General features: G+C 63.2%; 27 protein-coding genes. 12 read left to right on the top strand and 15 right to left on the bottom strand.

Features of this window, described 5'->3' with window-relative positions; all coding sequences use genetic code 11:
- The first annotated feature begins 87 nt into the window (after positions 1 to 87).
- Positions 88 to 906 (top strand): HDOD domain-containing protein, encoded by an 819-nt coding sequence (locus tag LU684_RS06940; RefSeq protein ID WP_232894458.1) that lies wholly within the window; start codon positions 88 to 90, stop codon positions 904 to 906.
- A 3-nt stretch (positions 907 to 909) separates the two neighbouring features.
- A complete protein-coding gene (gene mutM / locus LU684_RS06935) occupies positions 910 to 1,722 on the top strand; it encodes a bifunctional DNA-formamidopyrimidine glycosylase/DNA-(apurinic or apyrimidinic site) lyase (protein WP_016489664.1) in 813 nt (270 codons plus the stop codon).
- 161 nt (positions 1,723 to 1,883) lie between these two features.
- Here mutM and LU684_RS06930 read toward each other — a convergent pair whose 3' ends face one another.
- The 3 genes from LU684_RS06930 to LU684_RS06920 form a co-directional block, all read right to left on the bottom strand.
- Positions 1,884 to 2,135, bottom strand: coding sequence for a YfhL family 4Fe-4S dicluster ferredoxin (locus LU684_RS06930; RefSeq protein WP_016489663.1), 252 nt, complete (start codon positions 2,133 to 2,135; stop codon positions 1,884 to 1,886).
- Positions 2,136 to 2,243: 108 nt separating this feature from the next.
- Positions 2,244 to 2,723 carry a pantetheine-phosphate adenylyltransferase gene (gene coaD / locus LU684_RS06925; RefSeq protein WP_016489662.1) on the bottom strand — a complete coding sequence of 160 codons (480 nt, stop codon included), beginning with the start codon at positions 2,721 to 2,723 and terminating at the stop codon, positions 2,244 to 2,246.
- 189 nt (positions 2,724 to 2,912) lie between these two features.
- Positions 2,913 to 4,343, bottom strand: coding sequence for a coniferyl aldehyde dehydrogenase (locus LU684_RS06920; RefSeq protein WP_191087078.1), 1,431 nt, complete (start codon positions 4,341 to 4,343; stop codon positions 2,913 to 2,915).
- A gap of 150 nt (positions 4,344 to 4,493) precedes the next feature.
- Between LU684_RS06920 and LU684_RS06915 the strand changes: the two genes are divergently transcribed.
- Complete coding sequence (locus LU684_RS06915; RefSeq protein WP_016489660.1) at positions 4,494 to 5,159, top strand: TetR/AcrR family transcriptional regulator; 666 nt, start codon at positions 4,494 to 4,496, stop codon at positions 5,157 to 5,159.
- A 35-nt stretch (positions 5,160 to 5,194) separates the two neighbouring features.
- Entirely contained in the window at positions 5,195 to 6,049 is an 855-nt protein-coding gene (locus tag LU684_RS06910; protein ID WP_060516934.1) for a sulfurtransferase, read from the top strand.
- 46 nt (positions 6,050 to 6,095) lie between these two features.
- Here LU684_RS06910 and LU684_RS06905 read toward each other — a convergent pair whose 3' ends face one another.
- From LU684_RS06905 to LU684_RS06880, 6 genes are all read right to left on the bottom strand, one after another.
- The gene (locus LU684_RS06905; protein WP_023048382.1) at positions 6,096 to 7,088 is read right to left on the bottom strand and encodes a hydrolase; all 993 of its coding nucleotides are present in this window, start codon (positions 7,086 to 7,088) and stop codon (positions 6,096 to 6,098) included.
- Positions 7,089 to 7,148: 60 nt separating this feature from the next.
- Positions 7,149 to 8,522: a M16 family metallopeptidase gene (locus LU684_RS06900; protein ID WP_095116171.1), complete on the bottom strand. Its 1,374-nt coding sequence runs from the start codon at positions 8,520 to 8,522 to the stop codon at positions 7,149 to 7,151.
- Positions 8,515 to 9,816: a M16 family metallopeptidase gene (locus LU684_RS06895; RefSeq protein ID WP_232894324.1), complete on the bottom strand. Its 1,302-nt coding sequence runs from the start codon at positions 9,814 to 9,816 to the stop codon at positions 8,515 to 8,517. The genes LU684_RS06900 and LU684_RS06895 overlap by 8 nt, the downstream gene beginning before the upstream one ends.
- A 94-nt stretch (positions 9,817 to 9,910) precedes the next feature.
- Positions 9,911 to 10,513, bottom strand: coding sequence for a 16S rRNA (guanine(966)-N(2))-methyltransferase RsmD (gene rsmD, locus LU684_RS06890; protein ID WP_016489655.1), 603 nt, complete (start codon positions 10,511 to 10,513; stop codon positions 9,911 to 9,913).
- Positions 10,513 to 12,003 (bottom strand): M16 family metallopeptidase, encoded by a 1,491-nt coding sequence (locus LU684_RS06885; protein WP_016489654.1) that lies wholly within the window; start codon positions 12,001 to 12,003, stop codon positions 10,513 to 10,515. Before LU684_RS06885 ends, rsmD begins: the two co-directional genes overlap by 1 nt.
- Complete coding sequence (locus LU684_RS06880) at positions 11,996 to 13,351, bottom strand: M16 family metallopeptidase (protein WP_023048333.1); 1,356 nt, start codon at positions 13,349 to 13,351, stop codon at positions 11,996 to 11,998. Before LU684_RS06880 ends, LU684_RS06885 begins: the two co-directional genes overlap by 8 nt.
- A 231-nt stretch (positions 13,352 to 13,582) precedes the next feature.
- Between LU684_RS06880 and ftsY the strand changes: the two genes are divergently transcribed.
- From ftsY to rpoH, 4 genes are all read left to right on the top strand, one after another.
- Complete coding sequence (gene ftsY, locus LU684_RS06875; RefSeq protein ID WP_232894322.1) at positions 13,583 to 15,127, top strand: signal recognition particle-docking protein FtsY; 1,545 nt, start codon at positions 13,583 to 13,585, stop codon at positions 15,125 to 15,127.
- A 2-nt stretch (positions 15,128 to 15,129) separates the two neighbouring features.
- On the top strand, positions 15,130 to 15,801 hold the full coding sequence (gene ftsE, locus LU684_RS06870; RefSeq protein ID WP_009684915.1) for a cell division ATP-binding protein FtsE: 672 nt from the start codon (positions 15,130 to 15,132) through the stop codon (positions 15,799 to 15,801).
- Positions 15,798 to 16,823, top strand: coding sequence for a permease-like cell division protein FtsX (gene ftsX / locus LU684_RS06865; RefSeq protein ID WP_016489651.1), 1,026 nt, complete (start codon positions 15,798 to 15,800; stop codon positions 16,821 to 16,823). The genes ftsE and ftsX overlap by 4 nt, the downstream gene beginning before the upstream one ends.
- A 111-nt stretch (positions 16,824 to 16,934) precedes the next feature.
- Positions 16,935 to 17,789, top strand: a complete 855-nt coding sequence (gene rpoH, locus LU684_RS06860) for an RNA polymerase sigma factor RpoH (RefSeq protein ID WP_003249083.1) — start codon at positions 16,935 to 16,937, stop codon at positions 17,787 to 17,789.
- 134 nt (positions 17,790 to 17,923) lie between these two features.
- Here the strand turns inward: rpoH and mtgA are convergent, their stop codons facing one another.
- Entirely contained in the window at positions 17,924 to 18,634 is a 711-nt protein-coding gene (gene mtgA, locus LU684_RS06855) for a monofunctional biosynthetic peptidoglycan transglycosylase (protein WP_060516946.1), read from the bottom strand.
- A gap of 64 nt (positions 18,635 to 18,698) precedes the next feature.
- On the opposite strand from mtgA, the gene LU684_RS06850 reads away from it, so the two are divergent.
- The 4 genes from LU684_RS06850 (at position 18,699) to trmB (ending at position 20,972) form a co-directional block, all read left to right on the top strand.
- The gene (locus tag LU684_RS06850) at positions 18,699 to 19,070 is read left to right on the top strand and encodes a DUF423 domain-containing protein (protein ID WP_016489649.1); all 372 of its coding nucleotides are present in this window, start codon (positions 18,699 to 18,701) and stop codon (positions 19,068 to 19,070) included.
- Positions 19,071 to 19,172: 102 nt separating this feature from the next.
- Complete coding sequence (gene thiS / locus LU684_RS06845) at positions 19,173 to 19,373, top strand: sulfur carrier protein ThiS (RefSeq protein WP_012274654.1); 201 nt, start codon at positions 19,173 to 19,175, stop codon at positions 19,371 to 19,373.
- Between the two features lie 54 nt (positions 19,374 to 19,427).
- Positions 19,428 to 20,240, top strand: coding sequence for a thiazole synthase (locus tag LU684_RS06840; protein ID WP_016489647.1), 813 nt, complete (start codon positions 19,428 to 19,430; stop codon positions 20,238 to 20,240).
- Between the two features lie 9 nt (positions 20,241 to 20,249).
- Positions 20,250 to 20,972 carry a tRNA (guanosine(46)-N7)-methyltransferase TrmB gene (gene trmB, locus LU684_RS06835; RefSeq protein ID WP_060516925.1) on the top strand — a complete coding sequence of 241 codons (723 nt, stop codon included), beginning with the start codon at positions 20,250 to 20,252 and terminating at the stop codon, positions 20,970 to 20,972.
- Between the two features lie 203 nt (positions 20,973 to 21,175).
- Here trmB and LU684_RS06830 read toward each other — a convergent pair whose 3' ends face one another.
- Genes LU684_RS06830 through metW form a run of 5 tightly spaced genes read right to left on the bottom strand, consistent with a single transcriptional unit; the run spans position 21,176 to position 24,354 of the window.
- Positions 21,176 to 21,502 (bottom strand): DUF3392 family protein, encoded by a 327-nt coding sequence (locus tag LU684_RS06830; protein WP_016489645.1) that lies wholly within the window; start codon positions 21,500 to 21,502, stop codon positions 21,176 to 21,178.
- A gap of 9 nt (positions 21,503 to 21,511) precedes the next feature.
- A complete protein-coding gene (gene hemW / locus LU684_RS06825; protein WP_016489644.1) occupies positions 21,512 to 22,687 on the bottom strand; it encodes a radical SAM family heme chaperone HemW in 1,176 nt (391 codons plus the stop codon).
- On the bottom strand, positions 22,684 to 23,280 hold the full coding sequence (rdgB, locus tag LU684_RS06820; protein ID WP_019097207.1) for an RdgB/HAM1 family non-canonical purine NTP pyrophosphatase: 597 nt from the start codon (positions 23,278 to 23,280) through the stop codon (positions 22,684 to 22,686). The genes hemW and rdgB overlap by 4 nt, the downstream gene beginning before the upstream one ends.
- Positions 23,277 to 23,711, bottom strand: a complete 435-nt coding sequence (locus tag LU684_RS06815) for a DUF4426 domain-containing protein (protein WP_016489642.1) — start codon at positions 23,709 to 23,711, stop codon at positions 23,277 to 23,279. The genes rdgB and LU684_RS06815 overlap by 4 nt, the downstream gene beginning before the upstream one ends.
- Positions 23,712 to 23,733: 22 nt before the next feature.
- Positions 23,734 to 24,354, bottom strand: coding sequence for a methionine biosynthesis protein MetW (gene metW, locus LU684_RS06810; RefSeq protein ID WP_016489641.1), 621 nt, complete (start codon positions 24,352 to 24,354; stop codon positions 23,734 to 23,736).
- Between the last annotated feature and the right edge of the window lie 5 nt (positions 24,355 to 24,359).

Here is a 24,359-nt window from a genome sequence, read left to right as displayed (position 1 = left end):
TTAAAATCCCCGGTCCTAAACGAGTGTGCACGTATGTCCCAAGAACTCAGCGCCGAACAGATCCAGCAAGCCTTGCAAGGCATCACCATTCCGCCGCAACCGCAGATCATGGTCGACCTGCAGTTCGAGCAATACATGCCTGACCCGGATCTGGAAACCATTGCCAAGCTGATTTCCCAGGACCCGGGGCTCTCGGGCGCCTTGCTCAAGCTGGTCAACTCCCCGCACTTCGGCCTTTCCAACAAGATCGGCTCGATCCAGCGCGCAGTGAACCTGCTGGGCAGCCGTTCGATCATCAACCTGATCAACGCCCAGTCGATCAAGGGCGAGATGAGCGACGAGACCATCGTCACCCTCAACCGCTTCTGGGATACCGCCCAGGACGTGGCGATGACCTGCCTGACGCTGGCCAAGCGCACCGGTGTCCAGGCCGCGGACGAGGCTTACACCCTGGGCCTGTTCCATGACTGTGGCGTGCCGCTGATGCTCAAGCGCTTCCCCGACTACATGGATGTGCTGGTGCAGGCCTATGCTCAGGCCAGCGCGCAAACGCGGGTCGTCGACACCGAAAACCGCGTGTTCAACACCAACCATTCGGTAGTCGGTTATTTCACCGCCAAGTCGTGGCGCCTGCCTGAGCACCTCACGGCAGCCATCGCCACCCATCACAATGCACTGGCCGTGTTCCGTGATGAGAGCTCGCGCAATACCCAGAGCCAGTTGAAAAACCTGCTGGCGGTACTGAAGATGGCCGAGCACATCTGCGCGTCCTACCGGGTGCTGGGCAACCAGGCGGTGGACCACGAATGGAACGCGGTCGGCCCGCTGGTGCTCGATTACATTGGCTTGTCGGAATACGATTTCGAAAACCTCAAACAGAACATTCGCGAGCTGAGCGGGCACTGACACATGCCGGAATTGCCAGAAGTAGAAACCACCCGGCGCGGTATCGCGCCCCACCTGGAAGGCCAGCGTGTCAGCCGCGTGGTGGTGCGTGACCGGCGCTTGCGTTGGCCAATCCCGGAAGACCTGGACGTGCGCCTGTCGGGGCAGCGCATTGTCAGTGTCGAGCGGCGCGCCAAATACCTGTTGATCAATGCCGAGGTGGGTACGCTGATCAGCCACCTGGGCATGTCGGGCAACTTGCGGCTGGTCGAACTGGGTTTGCCGGCGGCCCGGCATGAACATGTCGACATCGAGCTGGAGTCGGGGCTGATGCTGCGCTACACCGACCCGCGCCGCTTCGGGGCCATGCTGTGGAGCCTGGACCCGCTGAACCACGAGCTATTGCTGCGCCTCGGGCCAGAGCCGCTGACTGATCTGTTTGACGGTGAGCGCCTGTTCCAGCTGTCGCGCGGGCGGTCGATGGCGGTCAAGCCGTTCATCATGGACAACGCGGTGGTGGTGGGGGTGGGCAACATCTACGCCACTGAAGCGCTGTTTGCTGCAGGTATCGACCCGCGTCGGGAGGCGGGCGGGATTTCACGGGCGCGCTACCTGAAGCTGGCGATCGAGATCAAGCGGGTGCTGGCGGCGGCGATCGAGCGCGGCGGTACCACCCTGCGCGACTTCATCGGGGGCGATGGGCAGCCGGGTTACTTCCAGCAGGAACTGTTTGCGTACGGCCGTGGCGGGCAGCCGTGCAAGGTGTGCGGCACGGAGTTGCGCGAGGTGAAGCTGGGGCAGCGGGCGAGCGTGTATTGCCCGCGCTGCCAGCGCTAAGGTGTATCGCTGTCCCCTGTGGGAGCGGCCTTGTGTCGCGATGGGGCGCGAAGCGGCCCCATTGGTTTAGCTTCGCAGCAAAAATTGCCGGGGCCGCTGTGCGGCCCATCGCGACGCAAGGCCGCTCCCACAAGGACCGCACAGAGGCGAGCAGGCAGTGATCAGTCCTTGCCGGTAATCCGACGGTACTTGGCCATCAGCTGTTCTTCGGTTTCCGGGTGCGCTTCATCCAGCGGAATGCAGTCGACCGGGCAGACTTGCTGGCACTGCGGCTCGTCGTAATGGCCCACACACTGGGTGCACAGGTTAGGGTCGATCACGTAGATCTCTTCGCCTTGGGAGATGGCCTCGTTCGGGCACTCGGGTTCGCAGACGTCGCAATTGATGCAATCGTCGGTGATTATCAGGGACATGGGGACTCCGGCCGGGGCTCAGTGCCCGGGCATGTTCAACGCAATGGGCACAATTGTGCCGCATTCGCGCCCGCAGTGCACGCGGGCGCGATAATCAGGCGATTGGGCTTACTTCTTGAAGCGTTCAGTCAGCGCTTCGGCCACCACCGGGTGGACGAACTTGCTGATATCACCACCCAGTGCGGCGATTTCCCGGACCAGGGTCGAGGAAATGAACGAATACCGCTCCGAAGGCGTCAGGAACAGGCTCTCGACATCGGGGGCCAGTTGCCGGTTCATGTTCGCCAACTGGAACTCGTACTCGAAGTCGGACACCGCACGCAGGCCACGGAGGAAGACGTTGGCGCCCTGTTCCTTGGCGAAATGCGCCAACAGGGAGGAGAAGCCGATGACTTCGACATTGGGCAGGTGCTTGGTGACCTCACGCGCTAGCGCCACCCGCTGCTCCAGTGGGAACAGGGGGTTTTTCTTCGGGCTGGCCGCCACCGCGATGATCACGTGGTCGAACAGCCGCGAGGCGCGCTCGACCAGGTCGCCATGGCCTTTGGTAATGGGGTCGAAAGTACCCGGGTACAACACTCGGTTCATCGCGTCATCCTGGCTGGAGTGCGTTGGGGAGTCGGATGGTAGCGCAGCGACTGCGCCTGGCCAAGTCATGCGGCCAGCTGATGGCACTATAGACAGGGGCCGCAATCGTTGTCATGCACTGTGTGCCAGGCGGGCAATCAAGGCCTCGGTGAGCCTGGCACTGATGGCATACGGTGCACAGGCAGGCGCTCAGCGGATGAAAAGCTTGTAGACCAGGCGCTGCAAAGTTTTGCCGTAAGGCGGGTAGATCAGCCGTGCGGCGTTGAAGCGGTGCTTGGCGAGTATCGCCTTGGCCTTGCTGAAGGTCAGGAAACCGTCGTGGCCATGGTAGTGGCCCATGCCGGAAGGGCCGATGCCGCCGAAAGGCAGATCGTCCTGGGCTACATGCAGCAGGGTGTCGTTCAGGCAAACCCCGCCAGAGTGGGTGTGGCGCAGCACATGTTCCTGGGCGGCCCGGTCATGACCGAAGTAGTAAAGCGCCAGAGGGCGCGGGCGTTGGTTGATGTAGGCCAGCGCCTGGTCGAGGCTGTCGTAGGGCACCAGTGGCAGCAGCGGGCCGAAGATTTCGTCCTGCATTACCTGCATGCTGTCGTTGACGTCCAGCAGCAGGTGGGGTGGCAAGCGCCGGCCCTGGCGGGTTTCAGCGGGGTACAGGTCCAGTACCTGCGCACCTTTGTCGCGGGCATCGTCCAGCAGGTGCTGCAAGCGCTGAAGCTGGCGGGGGTTGATGATGGCGGTGTAGTCGGGGTTGTCGGCGATGCGTGGGTACATACGCCGCACGGCCTGCTGATAGGCGTCGCTGAAGGCTGATAGCCGTTCGCGTGGCACCAGCACATAGTCGGGGGCGACGCAGGTCTGGCCGGCGTTGAGGGTCTTGCCGAAGGCGATGCGCTCGGCGGCGCTGTCCAGCGGCGCATCGGCCGACACGATGGCCGGTGACTTGCCGCCCAGCTCCAGGGTGACCGGGGTCAGGTTCTGCGCGGCAGCCAGCATGACCTGTCGGCCTACGCTGGTGGCGCCGGTGAACAGCAGATGGTCGAAGGGCAAGCGGGCGAAGGCCTGGCCCACCTCTACCTCGCCCAGCACAACGCTGACCAGGTCGGCAGGAAACACTTGCTCCAGCAATTGTTTCAAGGCTTGGGCACTGGCGGGTGTGGCTTCACTGAGTTTGAGCATGACTCTGTTGCCGGCGGCCAGGGCGCAGGTCAGCGGGCCGATGGCGAGGAACAGCGGGTAGTTCCACGGCACGATGACACCGACCACCCCCAGCGGCTGATAACGTACTTGAGCGCTGGCGGGCTGGAAGGCCAGGCCGACCCGTCGCCGGCTGGCGCGCATCCAGCGATGCAGGTGCCTTTCGGCGTGACGCAGGCCCTGTATCGAGGGCAGCAGCTCGGCCAGCAGGGTTTCGTCGGCGCTACGCCCGCCAAAGTCCTCGCTGATGGCCTCGATCAATCCGGCCTGGCCGGCCAGCAGGGCTTCGCGCAGGCTTCTCAGCCATTGCAGGCGCTGGGCAGCCGGCGGCAGGGGGTTGCCGGCAAATGCCTGGCGCTGGGCAGCGAACATCGCTGCGAGGTCGAGGTCGGATTGCACTGAGGACAAGGCACTGGGCGCGTTCATGGCGGCTTCGGATCCGGGCAGTGAGTGCCTAGAGCCTATACTCTAATCTGCACGATGGTGCGAATTTTTCCGTGGCGTCGAACGGTGCTTCCACCAGCAATACGCCGTAAGATGATCCTTTGATGAAGGCCCGCAGACTGGGAGCTGAGCATGGCCCCGCGCATGAAGACCCGAGAGCGCATCGTGCAGAACAGCCTGGAGTTGTTCAACGAGCAGGGCGAACGCAGCGTCAGTACCAACCACATTGCCGCGCACATGGAAATCTCGCCCGGCAATCTGTATTACCACTTCCCCAACAAGCAGGCGATCATTGCCCTGTTGTTCAGCCAGTATGAAGAACTGGTCGACAGCTTCCTGCGCCCGCCCCAAGGCCGCAAGGCCACCGTGGAGGACAAGCGCTTCTACCTCAAGGCCTTGTTGGCGGCGATGTGGAACTACCGCTTCCTGCACCGCGACCTGGAGCACCTGCTGGACAGTGACGCGGAACTTGCCGCCCGTTACCGGCGTTTTTCCGAGCGCTGCCTGCGCCAGGGCCAGGCGATCTACCGTGGCTTTGTCGACGCGGGGATCCTGGCCATGGTGCCGGCGCAGATCGAATCGCTGACCATCAATGCCTGGATCGTGCTGACGTCCTGGGTTCGTTTTCTCAGCACCACGCGTGAGCATTCCGCGCATCTGGGTGAAGAAGCCTTCAAGCGGGGCGTCTATCAGGTGCTGGTGCTGGAACTGGGCTTCGTCACCGACAACGCCCGCGCCGCCGTGGACGCCCTGTGCCAGGAATTCCATGTACCGTTCAACCAGGCTCTGGAGCGCTAGCCCAGGGCCCTAGTGCCATCGATCAGGAGATTGTCATGCCCCTTGCGCAATTGATCACCCCGCAGCAGTTGGCCGAGCGATTGGGCTCGCCCAAGTTGGTGGTCCTCGACTGTCGCTTTGCCCTCGAGGATGTGGACTATGGCCAACGCAGCTATGCCCAGGGGCATATTGCCGGGGCGCATTTTGCCGACCTGGACCGCGACCTCAGCGGGCCGGTGAGCAAGGGGCGCACCGGGCGTCATCCACTGCCAGATGCGCAGCGGCTGGTCGCGCGCCTGCGTGAGTGGGGCCTGGACAACGACAGCGAGGTGGTGCTGTACGACGATGGCCCGGGTGCCTTTGCCGCCCGGGCCTGGTGGCTGCTGGTCTGGCTGGGCAAGCGCAACGGTGTGGCGATCCTCGACGGTGGCCTGAAGGCCTGGCATGCGGCGCACCTGCCGTTGAGCCTGGACTCACCGCCCAAGCGCGAAGGCACCTTCAGTGGTGAGCCGGATGCCAAGCTGCTGATCGATGCCGACCACTTGGGCAAGCGTCTCGGGAGCACAGACCTGACCTTGATCGACGCGCGAGCCGTGCCGCGTTTTCGCGGTGAGGTGGAGCCGATCGACCCGGTGGCGGGGCATATTCCCGGGGCCCAGTGCGCGGCGTTTACCGACAACCTGGGGGCTGACGGGCGCTTCTTGCCTGTGGATCAACTCAAGCAGCGCTTTGCCGAAAAGCTGGCCGGGCGGGCACCGGAGCAGTTGGTGTCTTACTGCGGGTCTGGGGTGACGGCTTGCCATAACCTGTTTGCGATGGCGCTGGCGGGGTACCCGCTGGGCAAGCTGTACGCCGGGTCGTGGAGCGAGTGGATCAACAACCCGCAGCGTGCCGTAGCTACCGGCGAGTAAGCAGGCCCGGCGATCAGGCCGGTATTGCCAATGAAAACTGCGGTGCTTACTGGCCTTCGACCAGCCACTGCGGAATCCGCCGCTCCAGGTAATACCCTGGGTGACGCAGGCTGCCATCGACGAAGCCCACATGGCCACCGCGGCTGTGCAGTTCGAAGCGTGTTTGGGGTGCCAGTTCACGGGCCGTAGGCAGGCTATGGGCGGACACGAACGGGTCATCGCTGGAATGGATGATCAGCGTCGGCGTGCGGTTGTGGCTGAGAAAGAAGTGGCTCGATGAGCGACGATAATAATCGTGCACATCTCGAAACCCGTTGAGTGGGGCAGTGACTTTGCCGTCGAAGTCCCAGAATGTGCGCAGGTTGCTCAATTGCCCCAGCCGCTCCAGCGCCGCCAGCCGTTCATGCTGGCCCTGGTCGTGGAAGTGCCGCTGCTTGAGCTGAACGTACGCCAGCATCTCGCGCATGAAATGCGCCTGATACACCTTGGAGAACCCCTGGCCGATACGGTCGGCACAGTGGTCCAGGCGAAATGGCACCGACACTGCAACTGCCGCCTCCAGCTGGCTGGCAACGCCGCTTTCGCCCAGGTATTTCAACAGCACATTACCACCCAGTGAGTAACCCACGGCATACAGCGGGGCCAACGGGCGCTGGGCGCGCAGGTGACTGACAATTTCCGCCAGGTCTTCGCTGGCACCGGAGTGGTAGCTGCGTGGCAACAGGTTGGGCTCGCCTGAGCAACCACGCCAGTTCACCGCCACGCTGGCCCAGTTGCGACGTTGCAACGCCTGCTGCAAGCCTTTTACATAAGGTGATTGAGACGATCCGGTCAGGCCATGCAGCACGAGTACCAGTGGCGCTTGTGGCTGATGCGGGCCGTGCCAGTCGAGGTCGATGAAGTCGCCGTCGGCCAGCCACAAGCGCTCGCGGTTGCGCTGCAGGTCTGGCAGTTTGCGCCACAGCGGCCCCCACAGCGTTTGCAGGTGGGGGTTGGACAGGCCGATGGCCGGACGGAAGGTGGCGCTTTGGCTGGGCATGCTGGGCAACTCGTGATGTGCCTGCCTAGAGTGCCATGAAAAAGCGCCACTGTACCTGCGCTATTGGTCGGTGGCTGGCAGCGGCTGTTGCTCGGCGCGTGGGCCGACACTGACACGTACTGCGTTGCTCAGATCCAGCCGACGCTGCATGACGGCGCGGACGTCTTCTGGTGTCAGGCTGGCGAGGCGCTCGATGCGGGTGGCGAGATAATCGGCGGGCTGGCGTTGATAGGTGATCTGCGTGAGCAAGGCTGCCAGGTGCTTGTTCTGTGCCACATCGCGCAGCAGTTGCCCTGCCAGCTGTTTACGCGCCACTTGCAGCTCGGCCTGGGTTGGCCCTTGGTCGATGAACTCGCGCAGCAAGGTCACCACCAGTTCTTGAGAGCCTTCGACATACGCGGGCGTGATGTCCCATTCGGCGCTGAACAGGCCACCCGCGCTCAATGCATTTACCCGGGTATGGATGCCATACGTCAACCCGCGGCGGTGCCGCAGTTCATTCATCAAGCGGGACGCGATTCCCGACCCTAGCACCTCGTTGGCCAGCACCATGGCCTGATATTCCGGATGATGGGCGGGTACGCCCATGGGTAACGCAATCAGGACGGCACTGCTCGCGCCAGGCTGTTCGACGTTGAGCGTGGTGCCGGCTGCCGGGGCAGCCGTCGGCAGCTCGATTGCGGACCAGCCTTGGGGTAGGGCCTGACTGATCCGTTGTGCAATGGCCTGGGCCTGTGCAACGGAAACGTCACCCACTATCACGATGTCCAGGTTGCTTGCGCAGTAGGCACGTTGGTGGAAGCGCTTCAGATCCTCAGGCGTAGTCTGGTCTATCCCTTGCTGGGTGCTCCCCAGCGGGTTGCCATATTGATGCCCACTGAACAAATGACGAAAGGCTTCGCTGCGCGCCCTAAGGCGGGGGTACTGCTCACGAGATGCATTGTGCCGCAGCAGTTGGCATTTTATCTTGGCTAACGCGTCGGCGGTGAAGGCAGGGCGTGCGACGAGGTCAATGAAAAGCGCCAGCGCCGGGTCGAACAGCGCATGGGTGCTCAGGCTTCGCAGGCTCAGGGTCGCGTGCTCCAGGCGTATCTGCTTTTCCAAAACAGCCCCCAGGCGCTCCAGTTGCTCTGCTTGCTGGGTGGCGGTGTGCAGCTGGCTGCCTTCGTCGAGCATGTACAACACCAGGGATGCCAGGCCGGGGAGTGCGGTGTCCTGAGTCGTGCCGGCCTTGAATCGCAGCACGATATCGACAATTGGCAGCCCTCGGGCTTCGACGAATTTCACACCTGTGCCGTTATCTGTGGTCCACGCTTGCACCTGCGTATCAATGGGTTCCAAGCGGTCAAGATCAACCCCCTGGGCCGAAACCAGGCCACCATGAACTGGACTGATCGCAGCAGGACGCTGTGGGTTTGAGCTCAAGTCATTCATCAGCGCTTGCCTTCTGGTACGTAAAGGTAATGGTGGTCCGGGATTCGGTCAGGAAGTCATAGGCAGCCAGGCCTACCTGCTCGGCTGTCACGGCTTCGATGGCTTGCCGTTCATCCTCCAGTGCAACAGGGTCCAGGCCACAGGCGGCCTGCTTGCCGATGGCATCTGCCTGGTGACTGATATCGTCCCTGTCGAATAATTGCCCGGCCAGAAGCCGTGCCTTGGCGCGCTGGAGGTCTTCTTTGCCGGGCGCTGACTGGCGGAACGCTTCGATCTCCATCAGCAGCCGTTCTGCCGCCGCCTCGGGTGCCACTTGCGGGCTGCAGAACGCGTAGATGATGAGCAGGCTGTCCCCACGCTGCCAGGGCTCGTACTTCGCCCCCACACCTTGCAGTAGCGGTTCATCGTGCACCAGCAGGCGCTGGAGGATGCTGGCTTGGCCTTGGGCAAGAATCTGGGGTAGCAGGCGCAGTGCATAGGCTTGTGACTCAGACTGGGCGGTGCATTGACTGGGTAGGTTGAAACTGATGATCACACCCGTGCGCAGGCCTTGCTGGCGCAGGGTTTGGACGCGCCGAGCCAGCGAGGAGGGCTCTGCAGGTATTTGCCGGGCTGGCAGGCGATGCGCGGGGATCGCTGCAAAATGTCGCGTTACCAGCGTTTGCAGTTGCGCCAGGGTAATGGCGCCGGCCACTGCAAGCGTCGCGTTGTTGGGGTGATACCAGGTCTGGTACCAGGTGCGTGCCGCCGCAGGCGTCATGTGGCCGAGGTCGGTCTTGTGGCCGATCACAGGCGTACCATAGCCGCTGTTGCCATAGGCTAGCAGCAGATGATGCTCCAGAGCCAATGCCCACGGGTTGTTATCGACATCCTCGCGTCGTTCGGCCATGACAACCGCCAGTTCGCGGGCAAAGGGTGCATCGCTGAGGGTGGCACTGGCCATGATATCGGACATGGCTTCCAGAGCGATCTCCAGGCGGCTGGCTGGCAACGTCAGCGGGAAGGCCGTGGCATCCGTGAGGGTGAATGCATTTGCCTCACCACCCAACTGGGTCATGAGGGCGGAGTATTGGCCGCCAGCCAGTTTGCTGCTGCCTTCGAACAACAAATGTTCAAGGGCATGCGAAAGGCCGGTATGGCCTTCGGGCTCGTAGCTGGAACCCACGTGATACCAAAGCTGCACGCTGACCAGAGGTGCGCGGTGGTCTTCACGCAGACAGACGCGCAGGCCATTGGCGAGGGTAAAAGCACTTACCCGGCTAGCCGGTGTGGGCGGGGAGGGGTGTTCGGTCATGGTTGAAGTGCTCCTTCAAGAAACAAAGGAGCAGCTTCAGCCACGCAGGCGGCGGGAATGCGGTAACTAAGTAAGCCAAACCCGGTTTACCGGGTCATCCTCGCTGCCAGAGCGCGTAATGCACCTGGCCGGTTTTCTTCTCGCGGTGCAGGCGCCAGTTGCCGGGCATCGGCAGTGTTGACGGCGCCGCTTCGCTTTCGGTGTAGATCAGCGCCTGTTCGCCCAGCCACTGGTTCTGCTCCAGCAGGTTGCAGGTGTTGGCCAGCAGGTCCTTGTGGAACGGCGGGTCGAGGAACACCACGTCGAACTGCTGCTTGGCCGGGCCTTGCAGGTAGCGCAGGGCATCGGTTTGCAGAATTTGCCCGCGCGGGCAACGAAGGATCTCGAGGTTGTTCTTCAGGTTGCCGATCGCCGCGGGGTTGCTGTCCAGTGCCACGGCATCCTTGGCGCCGCGAGACAGGGCTTCGAGCACCAGAGCACCGCTGCCGGTGAAGGCATCCAGTATGCGGGCACCCTCGATGTGCGGCGCCAGCCAGTTGAACAAGGTTTCGCGCACGCGGTCTGGCGTTGGCCGCAGGCCTTCACCTTCCGGTACCGCCAGGCGGCGGCTACGCCACTCGCCGGCGATGATGCGCAGGTGGCCCTGGCCCTTGCTTTGGCCCGATTGCGGGCGGGCGGGAGGGGTGGATCTTGGCATTAGTGCTCCGGTACCCCGAGCGCTTGCTCGGAGGGCTTTTCAGTAGGTGCTGGCAGGGGTTTCTGTGGCACTTTCGGGCCCACGGTGACGATCACCAGTTTATCGGCTGACAGGTGTTTGTTCATGGCTGCCTTGACCTGCTCGACGGTGAGGGCCTGGGACTGCTGCATGAAGTCTTCCAGCCAGGTCAGCGGCAGATTGTAGAAACCGATTGCACCCAATTGGCCGACGATGCTGGCGTTGCTGGCATTGGACAGCGGGAAGCTGCCGGCCAGTTCGCGCTTGGCATCGTCAAGCTCTTGCTGGGTGGGGCCTGTCGAGAGGTAGTCGGCAAGTATGCCCTGCACCAGCTTGAGCGTGCCTTCACTGAGCTCGGCACGGGTCTGCAGGTTGATCATGAACGGGCCACGCACCTGCATGGGGCTGAACACCGAGTACACGCCGTAGGTCAGGCCACGCTTTTCACGCACTTCGCTCATCAGCCGGGTACCGAAGGCACCACCGCCGAGGATCTGGTTGCCCAGCGACAAGGCTGGCCAATCCGGGTCTTGGCGGTCGATACCCAGTTCTGCCAGCATCAGGTGGGTCTGTTTGGACGGGAAGTCGATGTGGGTCAGGCCAGCCTTGGCTTCGCTGGGCTGGGCCGGCGCGGCAAGCGCCGGGCCCTTGGGCAGGCCTGCCGAAACCTGGGCAGCGATGGCTTCGGCCTCGGCCCGGCTGAGGTCGCCGACCAGTGCGATCACCGCGTTGCCACCGGTATAAGCCTTGGCGTGGAAGGCACGCAATTGTTCCAGGGTAATGCCGTTGATGGTTTCTGCGGTGCCATCGCTTGGGTGGGCGTAGGGGTGGTCACCATAAAGGTTGCCGAACAGGGCCTTGCCCGCGATCTTGCCGGGGTTCTGCTTTTCGTATTCAAAGCCGGCCAGCATCTGGTTCTTGATGCGCTTGAGGGCGTCCTCGGGGAAGGTCGGCTTGCCTGCCACTTCGGTGAACAGTTTGAGCGCAGGCTCACGTTTGTCCTTGGCGCTGAGGCTGCGCAGCGACGCCACAGCCATGTCGCGGTAGGAGCCGTTGCCAAAGTCTGCGCCCAGGCCTTCAAAACCTTCGGCGATGGCGGTTACGTCCTTACCGGCCACACCCTCGTTGAGCATGGCGTTGGTCAGCGCCGCCACGCCGGGTGTTCCACCGTCCTGGCTGCTGCCGGCGGCGAAGGTGACGCGCAGGTCGAACATCGGCAGTTCGCGGGCTTCGACGAACAGCACCCGGGCACCCTCAGCGGTGCTCCAGTGCTGAATGTTCAGCTGGCGCCGGCTGGGGGCCTTGCCATCCAGCTCGGCCAGCGACTGCAACGTGTTGGCCGGCCGGGCGGCGCTGTTGTCAGCCTTGGCGGAGTTGTCGGCCATGGCCGGTGCGGCCAGCACTGCCGCCAGCGCCAGGGCGCGGATGCCGGTGGCCAGCAGGGTTGGGCGTGGTGCGCGACGATCACTCATGAGCGGACTCCTCGGGCAGTACATGGGCAACGCTCAGGCGTTCACGGGTGAAATAGGTGCGCGCGGCGTTCTGGATGTCCTGCGGGGTGACTTGCTTGAGCTCGTCCAGCTCGCTGTCGATCAGTTTCCAGGACAGGCCGACGGTTTCCAGCTGGCCGATGGTGGTGGCCTGGCTGCTGATGGAGTCACGGTCGTAGACCAGGCCCGCAATGACTTGAGCGCGCACGCGTTCGAGCTCTTCGGCGCTGGGCGGGGTGGTCTTGAGTTCTTCAAGCAATTGCCAGATGCCTTTTTCCACATCGTCGAGGGTTTTCTGCTTCTGCACATTCGGCGTGGCCGAGATCAGGAACAGGCTGTCGCCGCGGGTGAAGGCGTTGTAGCTGGACGAGGCGCCGGCGACCAGCTCCTGGCCACGCTCCAGGCGTGCCGGCATGCGCGCGCTGTAACCGCCGTCGAGCAGTGCCGAGATCAGGCGCAGGGCATGCACGGTGCGCGGATCTTTGGCGGTGGGCAGGCCGGGCACGTTGAAGCCATAGATCAGGCTGGGCAGTTGGGTGCGTACGTGCAGGGTCAGCTGGCGCTGGCCAGGTTCGGCCAGCTCCAGGGGCAGTTTGGCTGGCGGTACGGCACGCTTGGGAATGCTGCCGAAGTACTTCTGCGCCAGGCCCTTGACCTCGTCGGCGGTGACATCGCCGACCACCACCAGAGTGGCATTGTTGGGGGCGTACCAGGATTCGTACCAGTGGCGCAGCTCTTCGACCTTCATGCGCTCCAGGTCGGCCATCCAGCCGATGGTCGGCGTGTGGTAGCCGCTGGCCGGATAGGCCATGGCGCGGAACAGCTCGAACGCCTTGGAATTGGGCTGATCGTCGGTGCGCAGGCGGCGCTCTTCCTTGATCACCTCGATTTCGCGGCTGAATTCGTCGGCCGGCAGGCGCAGGCTGGCCAAGCGGTCGGCCTCCAGCTCCAGGGCGACCGGCAAGCGGTCACGGGCCAGTACTTGGTAATAGGCGGTGTAGTCGTCGCTGGTAAAGGCGTTTTCTTCGGCGCCCAGGTCACGCAGGATGCGTGAAGCTTCGCCGGGGCCGACCTTGGCGCTGCCCTTGAACATCATGTGTTCCAGCGCATGAGACAAGCCGGTCTGGCCGGGGGTTTCGTAGCTGGAGCCGACCTTGTACCAGATCTGCGAGACCACCACCGGCGCGCGATGGTCTTCGCGCACGACCACCTTCAGGCCATTGTCGAGGATGAATTCGTGGGTGGGCTGCACATCGGCGGCGAAGGCGGCCAGTGGCAGGCACAGCGTGCCGAGCAACAGGCCAGCGGCGCGGCGGGCTAGAGCATTCATAAGGTGTTTAACCTGTTCGGCGGCCCGCTGGGTTTAGCGTCGACGGGCCAGGAGGTGCTAGGATACTGATCCGGTTGCCTGGCGACCATGCCTGTCGCCGTTCTGGCCCACAGGACACTACGACAAAACGTTGCGCATGAACCAGCCGGCTTCAAGATAGTCTGTTCTGCGTAGAGAGAATTCCCGATGTGCCATTGCTGGCTCATCGCTACCCTGAGATAGCCGTCCTCCATGTTTGGTTCCAACGACGACAAAAAAGCGCCGGCCGAGGCTGGCGAGAAGAAAGGCCTGTTCAGCTGGTTTCGCAAGAAGCCGCAGCAACCTGTCGCCGAACAGCCACAAGTCCCTGAATCCCAGGCTGCAGAGCCTGTAGCGCCGCCGTCTGCCGTCGAGCACCCTGAAGCTGCTCCGGTCGAGCCGGTGGTTGCTGAAGCACCCGCAACTGCAACTGAGGCCCCTCGGGCTGCTGAGCCAGCACCTGCCCCGGTGGCTGCCTCGGTTCCTGAGCCAGTACCTGCCCCGGTGGTTGCACCGGTCCCTGAGCCAGCACCTGCCCCGGTGGTTACCCCAGCTCCTGAGCCGGCCCCCGCCCCTGTGGGAGCGGGCGTGCCCGCGAATGCGGAACCTGCGGCCCCGCAGCTCGAAACCCCTGCGCCAGTTGCAGCCCCGGCCCTTCAGGCTGTCGAACCCCCGGTCAGCAACCTGGTCCTGCCCGTTGCCGAGGAGCCCGTCGCGCTCGTCCCTGACCTGGAGCCTAAGGCCCCGCCAGCGATTCCCGAGCGTCCGGTAGCAGAGCCCGTGCAGGCAGAGCCCGAGCCTGTCGCTGCCGCAACCGTTGCCGAACAAGCCAAACCCGGCTTCTTTGCCCGCCTCAAGCAGGGCTTGTCCAAGACCAGCGCCAGCATCGGCGAAGGCATGGCCAGCCTGTTCCTCGGCAAGAAGGTCATCGACGATGACCTGCTCGACGAAATCGAGACGCGCCTGCTGACCGCCGACGTCGGTGTAGAAGCCACCTCGGCCATCGTCCAGAACCTGACCCAGAAGGTCGCACGCAAGCAGCTGGCCGACGCCGACGCGCTGTACAAGTCGCTGCAGGAAGAACTGGCCGCGCTGCTGCGCCCGGTCGAGCAGCCGCTGAAAGTGCAGGCGCAGAACAAACCCTATGTGATCCTGGTGGTCGGCGTGAACGGCGCCGGCAAGACCACCACCATCGGCAAACTGGCGAAAAAACTGCAGCTCGAAGGCAAGAAAGTGATGCTGGCTGCCGGTGATACCTTCCGTGCTGCGGCGGTCGAGCAGTTGCAGGTGTGGGGCGAGCGTAATCAGATTCCGGTGATTGCCCAGCATACCGGCGCCGACTCTGCGTCGGTGATCTTCGACGCAGTGCAGGCCGCCAAGGCCCGTGGCGCCGACGTGCTGATCGCCGACACTGCCGGCCGCCTGCACACCAAAGACAACCTGATGGAGGAGCTGAAAAAGGTCCGCCGGGTCATCGGCAAGCTGGACGCCGACGCACCGCACGAGGTGCTGCTGGTACTCGATGCCGGCACCGGCCAGAACGCCATAAGCCAGGCCAAGTACTTCAACCAGAGCGTCGAACTGACCGGTCTGGCCCTGACCAAGCTGGACGGCACTGCCAAAGGCGGGGTGATCTTCGCCCTGGCCAAGCAGTTCAACATCCCGATTCGCTTCATCGGTGTCGGTGAAGGTATCGATGACCTGCGCACCTTCGAAGCCGAGCCGTTCGTGAAGGCTCTGTTCGCCGAGCGAGACTGACCATGATCCGATTCGAACAGGTTGCCAAGCGCTATCCCAACGGTCATGTGGGTTTGCATGAGCTGAGTTTCCGGGCGCGCCGGGGCGAATTCCTGTTCGTCACCGGCCACTCGGGCGCTGGCAAGAGCACCTTGCTGCGTCTGTTGCTGGCCATGGAGCGCCCGACCAGCGGCAAGCTCATGCTGGCAGGGCAGGACCTGGGCCAGATCAGCAATGCGCAGATCCCGTTCCTGCGTCGGCAGATCGGCGTGGTGTTCCAGAACCACCAATTGTTGTTCGACCGCACTGTGTTCAACAACATCGCCTTGCCCCTGCAGATTCTTGGCCTGTCCAAGGCCGAGATCGCCAAACGTGTGGACTCGGCCCTGGAGCGTGTCTCGCTGGCCGACAAGGGCGAGCTGTTCCCGGCCGACCTGTCTACCGGGCAGCAGCAGCGGGTGGGTATCGCCCGCGCCATCGTTCACCAGCCGGCCCTGCTGCTGGCCGACGAACCCACCGGTAACCTCGACCCGCGCCTGGCAGCAGAGATCATGGGTGTGTTCGAGGACATCAACCGCCTGGGGACCACGGTATTGATCGCCAGCCACGACCTGGCACTGATTGCGCGCATGCGCCACCGCATGCTGACCTTGCAGCGCGGCCGCTTGATCGGCGATGGGGAGGCCGGGCAATGAGCACTACACGTACGCCGAAGGTTTCCGAGCGGGTTGCGCCAAAGCCTGCCGACCCGCAGCCGACGAAGAAAAAGCGCGGCGAAGACGATGACGGCCCGGATTTCCGTACGCTGCTGCATGCCTGGCTGGAAAGCCACCGTGCCAGCATGGCCGACAGCCTGCGCCGCCTGGGCAAGCAGCCGATCGGCAGCTTTTTCACCTGCCTGGTGATGGCGGTGGCGCTGAGCATGCCCATGGGCCTGTCGTTGCTGCTGAAGAACGTCGAGCAGCTTGGCGGTTCGTGGCAGCGCGCTGCGCAAATATCGCTGTACCTCAAGCTCGATGCTGGCAGCCGCGATGGCGAAGCGCTGCGCGACGAGATCAAGGGCATGCCGGGTGTGGCGGACGCGCAATTCGTCAGCCGCGAGCAGGCACTGGAAGAATTCCAGCAGCAGTCCGGTCTGGGCGAGGCCCTGCGCGAACTGCCCGACAACCCGCTACCAGGGGTGGTGGTAGTGACCCCGACCGAGGTCGACAAGCCGGCCCTGGACGCCTTGCGTCAGCGCCTGTCGGAGCTGCCGCGGGTGGAAGTGGCGCAACTGGACCTGGTGTGGGTCGAGCGCCTGGCGGCAATCCTCAAACTGGGTGACCGCTTTGTCTTCGGCCTGGCCGTGATGCTGATTTCTGCGCTTCTGTTAGTAATCGGTAACACAATTCGTCTACACATTGAAAACCGCCGTGTGGAAATCGAAGTAATCAAGCTGGTAGGCGGCACTGACGCCTACGTGCGCCGGCCTTTCCTGTACATGGGCGCCCTGTATGGCCTGGGTGCGGGCCTGCTGGCTTGGGGTATCCTGGCGTTTGGCCTGAACTGGCTCAACGACGCGGTGGTAGGGCTTTCCGGGCTGTACGGCAGTGACTTCGCCCTGGGTGGGGTGCCGGCGTCCGATGGTCTGTCGCTCTTGATCGGAGCGGTGTTGTTGGGGTATATCGGTGCATGGATTGCCGTCGCCCGCCACTTGAACGAGCTGGCGCCGCGATAGTTTTTACGTGCCAGCATTGACATTTTCTTCACTACGGAACTTGTACCGTCGTTCCAGGTCAATGTTGGCAGTGCCCACAAGGCGCGAGTTTAGTAAGTCGGAGGTTCTTGAATGACCACATCGTTGCAACCTGCCTATGCCCTGGTACCCGGTGCAAACCTGGAAGCCTATGTGCACACGGTCAACAGCATTCCGCTGCTGACGGTCGAGCAGGAGCGTGATCTGGGCGAGCGTCTCTATTATGAGCAGGATGTCGAGGCCGCTCGTCAAATGGTGATGGCCCACCTGCGTTTCGTCGTACATATCGCCCGTAGCTATGCAGGCTACGGGCTGGCCCAGGCCGACCTGATCCAGGAAGGCAACGTCGGCCTGATGAAAGCCGTCAAGCGCTTCAACCCGGAGATGGGCGTGCGCCTGGTGTCGTTCGCCGTGCACTGGATCAAGGCAGAAATCCACGAGTTCATCCTGCGCAACTGGCGCATCGTCAAGGTGGCCACCACCAAGGCCCAGCGCAAGCTGTTCTTCAACCTGCGCAGCCAGAAGAAGCGTCTTGCCTGGCTGAACAACGACGAAGTGCATCGCGTGGCAGAAAGCCTTGGTGTCGAGCCGCGTGAAGTGCGCGAGATGGAAAGCCGCCTCAGTGGCCAGGACATGGCCTTCGACCCGGCAGCAGAAGCTGACGACGACAGCGCCTTCCAGTCGCCTGCGCATTACCTGGAAGACCACCGTTACGACCCGGCGGTGCAGTTGGAAGATGCCGATTGGAGCGACAACTCCACCAGCAACCTGCACGAGGCACTGCAAGGTCTGGACGAACGTAGCCGCGATATTCTCTACCAGCGCTGGCTGGCGGAAGAGAAGGCCACGTTGCATGAGCTTGCCGACAAGTACAGCGTATCGGCTGAGCGGATTCGCCAGCTGGAGAAGAATGCGATGAACAAGGTCAAGGCACTGATCGCAGCCTGATCGAGCCTTGGTTGTAGAGAAAGCCGCTGGCCCCGATGGGGCGAGCGGCTTTTTTGTGCTCGGCGTGAATGTTGTGACGCCCGTGAGATCGAGCGCCGCGCGGGCGGCGCTCGATTTGCGCATCACCGCAAAACTCAAGGCTTGCGCGATGTATCCAGCTGCATCAGGTAACCGGGCCCGCCCAACTGGCTCATTTGCCGGCGAATCCAGCCAGCCCGGCTGGCCACGTAGGTACTTGGCCTGCTGGCACTCCACTTGATCGGGCTTGGCAGCACCGCAGCCAGTTGTGCGGCCTGCTGGCGGCTGAGTCGGCTGGCATCGACACCAAAGTGATAGCGCGCCGCCGCCTGCGCACCAAACACGCCCTTGCCCCATTCGGCACTGTTCAGGTAAACCTCGAGAATGCGCTCTTTCGACCAGAACAGCTCAATCAGCGCGGTGAACCAGGCCTCTAGCCCTTTACGGAACCAACTGCGCCCGGACCACAGGAACAGGTTCTTGGCCACTTGCTGGGTCAGGGTGCTGGCCCCGCGCACATTGCCGCCACGCTCGTTGTAGGCCAGCGCCGCCTGGATGGCCGGGATGTCGAACCCCCAGTGAGTGGCGAATTTTTGGTCCTCGCCAGCAATGACCGCGACCTTGAGCTCATCGGAGATGTTCTCCCACGGCTCCCAGTCGCGCTGCAGGTCGATCGGCTCGCCATTAACCCATGACTGGACCTTTCGCTCGACCATCAGCGCCGTGCCGGGCGGTGGCACCCAGCGGAACACCAGTACCAGCACGACGCTGCCGGCAGCGAACCAGAGCAGGGCGCGGAAGAGGCGACGGATAAAGGTTGGCAGCATGGCGATGGCTTGGCCGTACGGGTGGAAGGGGCCATTATACAGACCCGATACAAGGAGTCGTCCCATGCTTCGCAGCTTCCTGATGCTTGCCGCCTTTTTCGGCTTTACCGGGGTCGCCCTGGGTGCCTTCGCCGCCCATGGCCTGAAAAGCCGGCTGACGGCAGACTACCTGGCGATCTTCCACACTGGCGTGACCTACCAGCTGGTGCATGCCCTGGCGATCTTCGGTGTCGCCGTGCTCTCGGCGCACCTGCCCGGGCGCCTGGTTGGCTGGGCTGGCGGCCTGTTTGCGCTAGGGATAGTGCTGTTTTCCGGCAGCCTGTACCTGCTGACCCTCAGCGGGGTGGGCAAGCTGGGCATGATCACCCCGATTGGCGGCCTGTGCTTCCTGGCCGGCTGGCTGTGCCTGGGCCTGGCAGCTTGGCGACTGGGCTGACCGAGTGGTCCACAATCGCGACTAATGGCGTGCACCGGCCTTGGGTTGCAGGCCGGTTCGGCGCTAGAATGCGGGCCCCAAAGAACAATGGTGGCCGTGCGCATGCGCATTCAACTGAACGGTGAACCTTACGAACTGCCTGCTGGCGAAAGCGTTGCAGCCCTGCTGACGCGCCTGGAGCTGGCCGGGCGCCGTGTGGCAGTGGAACTGAACCTGGATATCGTGCCGCGTAGCCAGCACGACAGCACGCTGCTGAACGACGGCGACCAGGTCGAAGTGGTCCACGCCATCGGTGGCGGCTGACAGCAGCCCGGCGGTTTACAAGCAAGCCCAGCAACCTTTTCCCGAGGAACAACGATGAGCAACGTTCGTAGCGACAAGCCCTTCACCCTGGCCGGGCGTACTTTTCAGTCGCGCCTGCTGGTCGGTACCGGCAAGTACCGTGACATGGAAGAAACCCGCCTGGCCACCGAGGCCTCGGGTGCCGAAATCGTCACCGTCGCCGTGCGCCGCACCAACCTTGGTCAGAATGCGGGCGAGCCGAACCTGCTCGACGTACTGTCGCCCGACAAGTACACCATCCTGCCGAACACTGCAGGCTGCTTTGACGCGGTAGAAGCGGTACGTACCTGCCGTCTGGCCCGCGAACTGCTCGACGGGCGCAAATCGCACGAGTCCCGGACGCTGGTAAAGCTGGAAGTGCTGGCCGACCAGAAAACCCTGTTCCCCAATGTGATCGAAACCCTCAAGGCCGCCGAAGTGCTGGTCAAGGAAGGTTTCGACGTGATGGTGTACACCAGCGACGACCCGATCATCGCCCGCCAGCTGGCTGAAGCCGGCTGCATCGCGGTCATGCCGCTGGCTGGCCTGATTGGCACTGGCCTGGGTATCTGCAACCCCTACAACCTGCAGATCATTCTGGAAGAGTCCAAGGTGCCGGTGCTGGTCGATGCCGGCGTAGGTACTGCTTCCGACGCCACCATCGCCATGGAAATGGGTTGCGAGGCGGTGCTGATGAACTCGGCCATCGCCCACGCCCAGCAGCCGGTGCTGATGGCCGAAGCCATGAAGCACGCCATTGTCGCCGGTCGCATGGCCTACCTGGCCGGCCGTATGCCGAAGAAACTCTATGCCAGCGCCTCTTCGCCGCTGGATGGTCTGATCAAGTAAGAGCTCCTGATGACTGAATCGCACGATACGCCGATCACTCCCGACGGCGAAGCCCGCCCACACCGCCGCATCAAGAGCTTCGTGATGCGCGCCGGGCGCATGACCGAAGGCCAGCAACGCGGCCTGGATCAGGGCGGCCCGCTGTACATCCTGCCGCTGGCCGACAGCCCGGTGGACTATGACCAGGTATTCGGCCGGTCGGCGCCGCGCACCCTGGAGATCGGCTTCGGCATGGGCCATTCCTTGCTGGAAATGGCTGCTGCCGCACCTGAGCAGGACTTCATCGGTGTGGAAGTGCACCGCCCGGGTGTTGGCGCGCTGCTCAACGGCGTACTGACCCAGGGGCTTAAGAACCTGCGTGTGTACGACTGCGATGCCATCGAAGTGCTGAACCGCTGTGTGGCGGACAACAGCCTCGACCGCCTGATGCTGTTCTTCCCCGACCCTTGGCACAAGGCGCGCCACCACAAGCGCCGCATCGTACAGCTTGAGTTTGCCGAGCTGGTCCGTCGCAAGCTCAAGCCTGGTGGCGTGTTCCACATGGCCACCGACTGGGAACCGTATGCCGAGTACATGCTGGAAGTGATGAGCGCCGCCCCGGGCTACCGCAACCGTGCGGCTGACGGCACCTACGTGCCACGCCCGGAAGAGCGCCCGATCACCAAATTCGAGCGCCGCGGTGAGCGGCTGGGGCATGGGGTGTGGGATTTGAAGTTCGAGAAGGCGGATTGATCGGCTGATCTGGCCTTTCGATGTGCTGGTGCTTGCAGAAATGCAGGCGAAAAAAACCGCCTTGAGAAAGGCGGTTTTTTTGTGAGCGCCAGGACTGAGTATCCTTGGCTCTGAGACTTCACCTCAAACATCCCCACAGAAATTACGCAACCGTCAGATTTTGAGCAAGGCAGTGGCCCTTGCAAGGGCCTTTGTAGATGGAATCAACCCCTGCGATCAGCCACCACGCCAATCAACACCAGCACCACCAGCAACACCGGCGCCAGCGCGTAGTTGTTGAACTGGCCCAACCCCTTCACTACCCACGGCGTGGCATAGATTAGCGCTGCACCGCTGCCGACCACCACCATCAGCGCCATGAACGGCACCCGCAGTGCGCCCGCCAGCCCACCCAGGCGTTGCTCGGCCCAGGCTTTGACATCGGTGCCGAACAGCACCAGCAGGCAGCCTACCAAGGCCAGTGAAATCTCCGACAGGTTGCTGCGGCTCCAGCGGGAAACCGTCGCGAGCAGATCAAGTACCAGATCCATGGGTCATCCTTAGGTCAAGAAATACTGCAGCAGGTCATTGAGAAACAACTGGCCCCTTGGCGTGGCTGCCAGTCGATCCGGTTCGACCTGTAAAAGGCCCTTTTGTTCGGCGGCGCGGCGTGCCTCGCGCAGCTGTGCCAGCGGCAATCCCGTGCGCTGGGTGAACAGTTCGGCCTCCACGCCATCGGTAAGCCGCAGGGCGTTCATCAGGAATTCGAACGGCAGCTCGTCGACCGGCAGCAGCTTCTCGCCGGCCTTGAACGGTTTGGCCAGGTTTAGGTAGTCCTTGGGCAGGCGGGTTTTCCAGGTGCGCAGGATGCGCCCGTCGGCGAAGGTCAGTTTGCCGTGGGCACCGGCACCAATACCTATGAAGTCGCCGAAGCGCCAGTAGTTGAGGTTGTGTTGCGCAGCACGGCCCGCCTGGGCGTAGGCCGAGACTTCGTACTGGCGGAACCCGTGCTTGGCCATCAATGCCTGGCCGGCTTCCTGGATGTCCCAGAGGATGTCGTCTTCGGGCAGCTCTGGCGGCTGGTTCCAGAACACCGTGTTCGGCTCCACGGTCAGCTGGTACCAAGACAGGTGCGTCGGCCCAAGGTCGATGGCCTGTCGCAGGTCGCCCAGTGCGTCATCCAGTGATTGGTCGGGCAGGCCATGCATCAGGTCCATGTTGAAGTTGTCGAAGCCCGCGGCACGCGCCATGCCGGCGGCACGGACTGCTTCGTCACCATTGTGTATGCGCCCCAGTGCCTCCAGCTTGGCTGCCTGGAAGCTCTGTACGCCGATGGACAGGCGGTTGATGCCGGTTTGCCGGTAGGCCTTGAACTTGTCCTGCTCAAACGTGCCCGGGTTGGCCTCCAGCGTGATTTCGATGTCTGGGGCGAACGGGATGCGTTGTTCCACGCCGCGTAGCAGCCGGCCCAAGGCGTTGGCACTGAACAGGCTGGGCGTACCGCCACCAAAGAAGATCGAGCTGATCGGGCGGCCCTGTACCGCGGCCTGCTCCTGGTCCAGGTCGTCCAGCAGGGCTGTGACGTAGGCGTCTTCGGGCAGTTCAGGCCCGGCAGCGTGGGAGTTGAAGTCGCAATAAGGGCATTTGCGCACGCACCACGGTATGTGGATGTACAGCGCCAGCGGCGGCAGGCTGGTAAAGCCCGCCGCGCCGGGTGAAGACAGCGTTGCGATCATGCCAGGCCCAGACGTTGGCGCAGCAGGGCCATGGCACGGGCGCGGTGGCTGAGCTGGTTTTTATCCACAGGGGCCAGGTCGGCGCTGGAGCAGTTGCGCTCCGGTACCCAGAACAGCGGGTCATAGCCAAAGCCGTGCTCACCGCTGGCCTCGAACAGGATGCTGCCGTGCCACAGGCCTTCGCACAGGATCGGCAGCGGGTCATCAGCATGGCGCACCAGCGCCAGGACGCAGACGAACTGTGCGCCGCGTTCGGCCTCGGGCACGTCTTTCAGGGCCTCGAGCAGTTTGGCGTTGTTCGCCGCGTCACCCTTGCCGTCGGCATAGCGTGCCGAGTAAATGCCCGGCGCCCCACCGAGGAAGTCCACGGCCAGGCCGGAATCGTCGGCCAAGGCGGGCAGGCCGGAAATACGCGCGGCATTGCGTGCCTTGAGGATGGCGTTCTCGACGAACGACAGGCCGGTTTCTTCGGGCTCGACCTGGCTGAACTCACCAATCGAGCGCAGCTGCACGGACTGGCCGAGCATGGCCTGGAGTTCCTTGAGTTTGCCGGCGTTATGGCTGGCCAATACGAGTTGCTGGAAATTCATCATTCGCCTGGGAAAACTTCCTGATTGAAACTGAGGGAGTTGCTGATGCCGCCGGTTTCGATGTTCAGGTCGAAGGTGACGGTTTCTGGCTGTTCGATCTTGAACTGAGCGATGTAGTACACCGCGCCCTGTTCGGTAACCTGCTTGAATGACAGCGGGCTGCTGCGCCCGGTCAGGTCCTTGACTGTGCCGCTGACCAGCGCCGGGGCGGGCTTGCCGGCCTTGAGCACGGCAATGTTGAGCACGCCCTGGTTCTTGCTGCGCACCAGGCCGGTGGCTGCGGCCACCTCGGGTGTGAGCATGCTTGATGTGAATGCGCTGTAGTGCACCGTCACGTCGCCAAACACTTCCTTGCGCTCGGGCCGGGCGGCATCGGCAGCCAGTACCGGCAATGCCAGGCACAGGCTGAACAGGAACAGGGCTAGGCGACGCATGGTGCGATTCCTCCAGTGGGCGTCAGACGGCGAGCTGATGTTCTTGCAGGGCCGGGCTGCTGACGCGATAGATGCCGATTTCACCTAGAAGATTAGGCCATAGCCGGCCACCCCACCCGTTGCGGTGCAAGTGATCGACGGCCAGGCGGTCTAGTACCTTGGCCCTGCGTTCGTGCACCAGTTCTTCGAAGTCGGCGAAGGTGCAGAAGTGGATGTTCGGCGTGTTGTACCAGGTATACGGCATGAAGTCCGATACTGGCATGCGGCCTTTGGTCGCCAGGTACCAGCGGCAGCGCCAGTGGCCGAAGTTGGGGAAGGTGATGATGCACTGGCGGCCCACGCGCAGCATCTCGTCGAGGATGCGGTCGGGGTACTCCACGGCCTGCAGGGCCTGGGTCATGATCACGACGTCGAAGCTGTTGCTGGCAAAGTTGCCCAGGCCCTTGTCCAGGTCCTGCTCGATAACGTTGACGCCTTTGGCCACGCAGGCGGCGATGTTGTCGGCGTCGATTTCCAGGCCATAGCCGGTGACCTGTTTACGGTCACGCAGCGAGGCCAGCAGTTCGCCGCTGCCGCAGCCCAGGTCAAGTACCCGGCTGCCGGCGGGGATCCAGTCGTGGATGATTTCCAGATCGGCTCTCATGCTGT

This window comes from Pseudomonas sp. NMI542_15, assembly GCF_021283425.1.
In the GTDB taxonomy this organism is placed as follows: Bacteria; Pseudomonadota; Gammaproteobacteria; order Pseudomonadales; family Pseudomonadaceae; genus Aquipseudomonas; species Aquipseudomonas fortuita.
This window is presented reverse-complemented; position numbering and strand designations above follow the sequence as displayed.

Excerpts from the sequence above, each read along its gene's own strand:
- LU684_RS06850 (WP_016489649.1), top strand. The coding sequence starts at position 18,699 with ATGCTTCGCAGCTTCCTGATGCTTGCCGCCTTTTTCGGCTTTACCGGG.
- LU684_RS06840 (WP_016489647.1), top strand. The coding sequence starts at position 19,428 with ATGAGCAACGTTCGTAGCGACAAGCCCTTCACCCTGGCCGGGCGTACT.
- LU684_RS06895 (WP_232894324.1), bottom strand. The coding sequence starts at position 9,816 with ATGACCGAACACCCCTCCCCGCCCACACCGGCTAGCCGGGTAAGTGCT.
- LU684_RS06930 (WP_016489663.1), bottom strand. The coding sequence starts at position 2,135 with ATGTCCCTGATAATCACCGACGATTGCATCAATTGCGACGTCTGCGAA.
- LU684_RS06920 (WP_191087078.1), bottom strand. The coding sequence starts at position 4,343 with ATGAACGCGCCCAGTGCCTTGTCCTCAGTGCAATCCGACCTCGACCTC.
- LU684_RS06915 (WP_016489660.1), top strand. The coding sequence starts at position 4,494 with ATGGCCCCGCGCATGAAGACCCGAGAGCGCATCGTGCAGAACAGCCTG.
- LU684_RS06910 (WP_060516934.1), top strand. The coding sequence starts at position 5,195 with ATGCCCCTTGCGCAATTGATCACCCCGCAGCAGTTGGCCGAGCGATTG.
- LU684_RS06900 (WP_095116171.1), bottom strand. The coding sequence starts at position 8,522 with ATGAATGACTTGAGCTCAAACCCACAGCGTCCTGCTGCGATCAGTCCA.
- LU684_RS06880 (WP_023048333.1), bottom strand. The coding sequence starts at position 13,351 with ATGAATGCTCTAGCCCGCCGCGCCGCTGGCCTGTTGCTCGGCACGCTG.
- mtgA (WP_060516946.1), bottom strand. The coding sequence starts at position 18,634 with ATGCTGCCAACCTTTATCCGTCGCCTCTTCCGCGCCCTGCTCTGGTTC.
- rpoH (WP_003249083.1), top strand. The coding sequence starts at position 16,935 with ATGACCACATCGTTGCAACCTGCCTATGCCCTGGTACCCGGTGCAAAC.
- metW (WP_016489641.1), bottom strand. The coding sequence starts at position 24,354 with ATGAGAGCCGATCTGGAAATCATCCACGACTGGATCCCCGCCGGCAGC.
- ftsX (WP_016489651.1), top strand. The coding sequence starts at position 15,798 with ATGAGCACTACACGTACGCCGAAGGTTTCCGAGCGGGTTGCGCCAAAG.
- thiS (WP_012274654.1), top strand. The coding sequence starts at position 19,173 with ATGCGCATTCAACTGAACGGTGAACCTTACGAACTGCCTGCTGGCGAA.
- trmB (WP_060516925.1), top strand. The coding sequence starts at position 20,250 with ATGACTGAATCGCACGATACGCCGATCACTCCCGACGGCGAAGCCCGC.
- LU684_RS06830 (WP_016489645.1), bottom strand. The coding sequence starts at position 21,502 with ATGGATCTGGTACTTGATCTGCTCGCGACGGTTTCCCGCTGGAGCCGC.
- rsmD (WP_016489655.1), bottom strand. The coding sequence starts at position 10,513 with ATGCCAAGATCCACCCCTCCCGCCCGCCCGCAATCGGGCCAAAGCAAG.
- LU684_RS06885 (WP_016489654.1), bottom strand. The coding sequence starts at position 12,003 with ATGAGTGATCGTCGCGCACCACGCCCAACCCTGCTGGCCACCGGCATC.
- hemW (WP_016489644.1), bottom strand. The coding sequence starts at position 22,687 with ATGATCGCAACGCTGTCTTCACCCGGCGCGGCGGGCTTTACCAGCCTG.
- mutM (WP_016489664.1), top strand. The coding sequence starts at position 910 with ATGCCGGAATTGCCAGAAGTAGAAACCACCCGGCGCGGTATCGCGCCC.
- coaD (WP_016489662.1), bottom strand. The coding sequence starts at position 2,723 with ATGAACCGAGTGTTGTACCCGGGTACTTTCGACCCCATTACCAAAGGC.
- LU684_RS06905 (WP_023048382.1), bottom strand. The coding sequence starts at position 7,088 with ATGCCCAGCCAAAGCGCCACCTTCCGTCCGGCCATCGGCCTGTCCAAC.
- ftsE (WP_009684915.1), top strand. The coding sequence starts at position 15,130 with ATGATCCGATTCGAACAGGTTGCCAAGCGCTATCCCAACGGTCATGTG.
- rdgB (WP_019097207.1), bottom strand. The coding sequence starts at position 23,280 with ATGATGAATTTCCAGCAACTCGTATTGGCCAGCCATAACGCCGGCAAA.
- ftsY (WP_232894322.1), top strand. The coding sequence starts at position 13,583 with ATGTTTGGTTCCAACGACGACAAAAAAGCGCCGGCCGAGGCTGGCGAG.
- LU684_RS06815 (WP_016489642.1), bottom strand. The coding sequence starts at position 23,711 with ATGCGTCGCCTAGCCCTGTTCCTGTTCAGCCTGTGCCTGGCATTGCCG.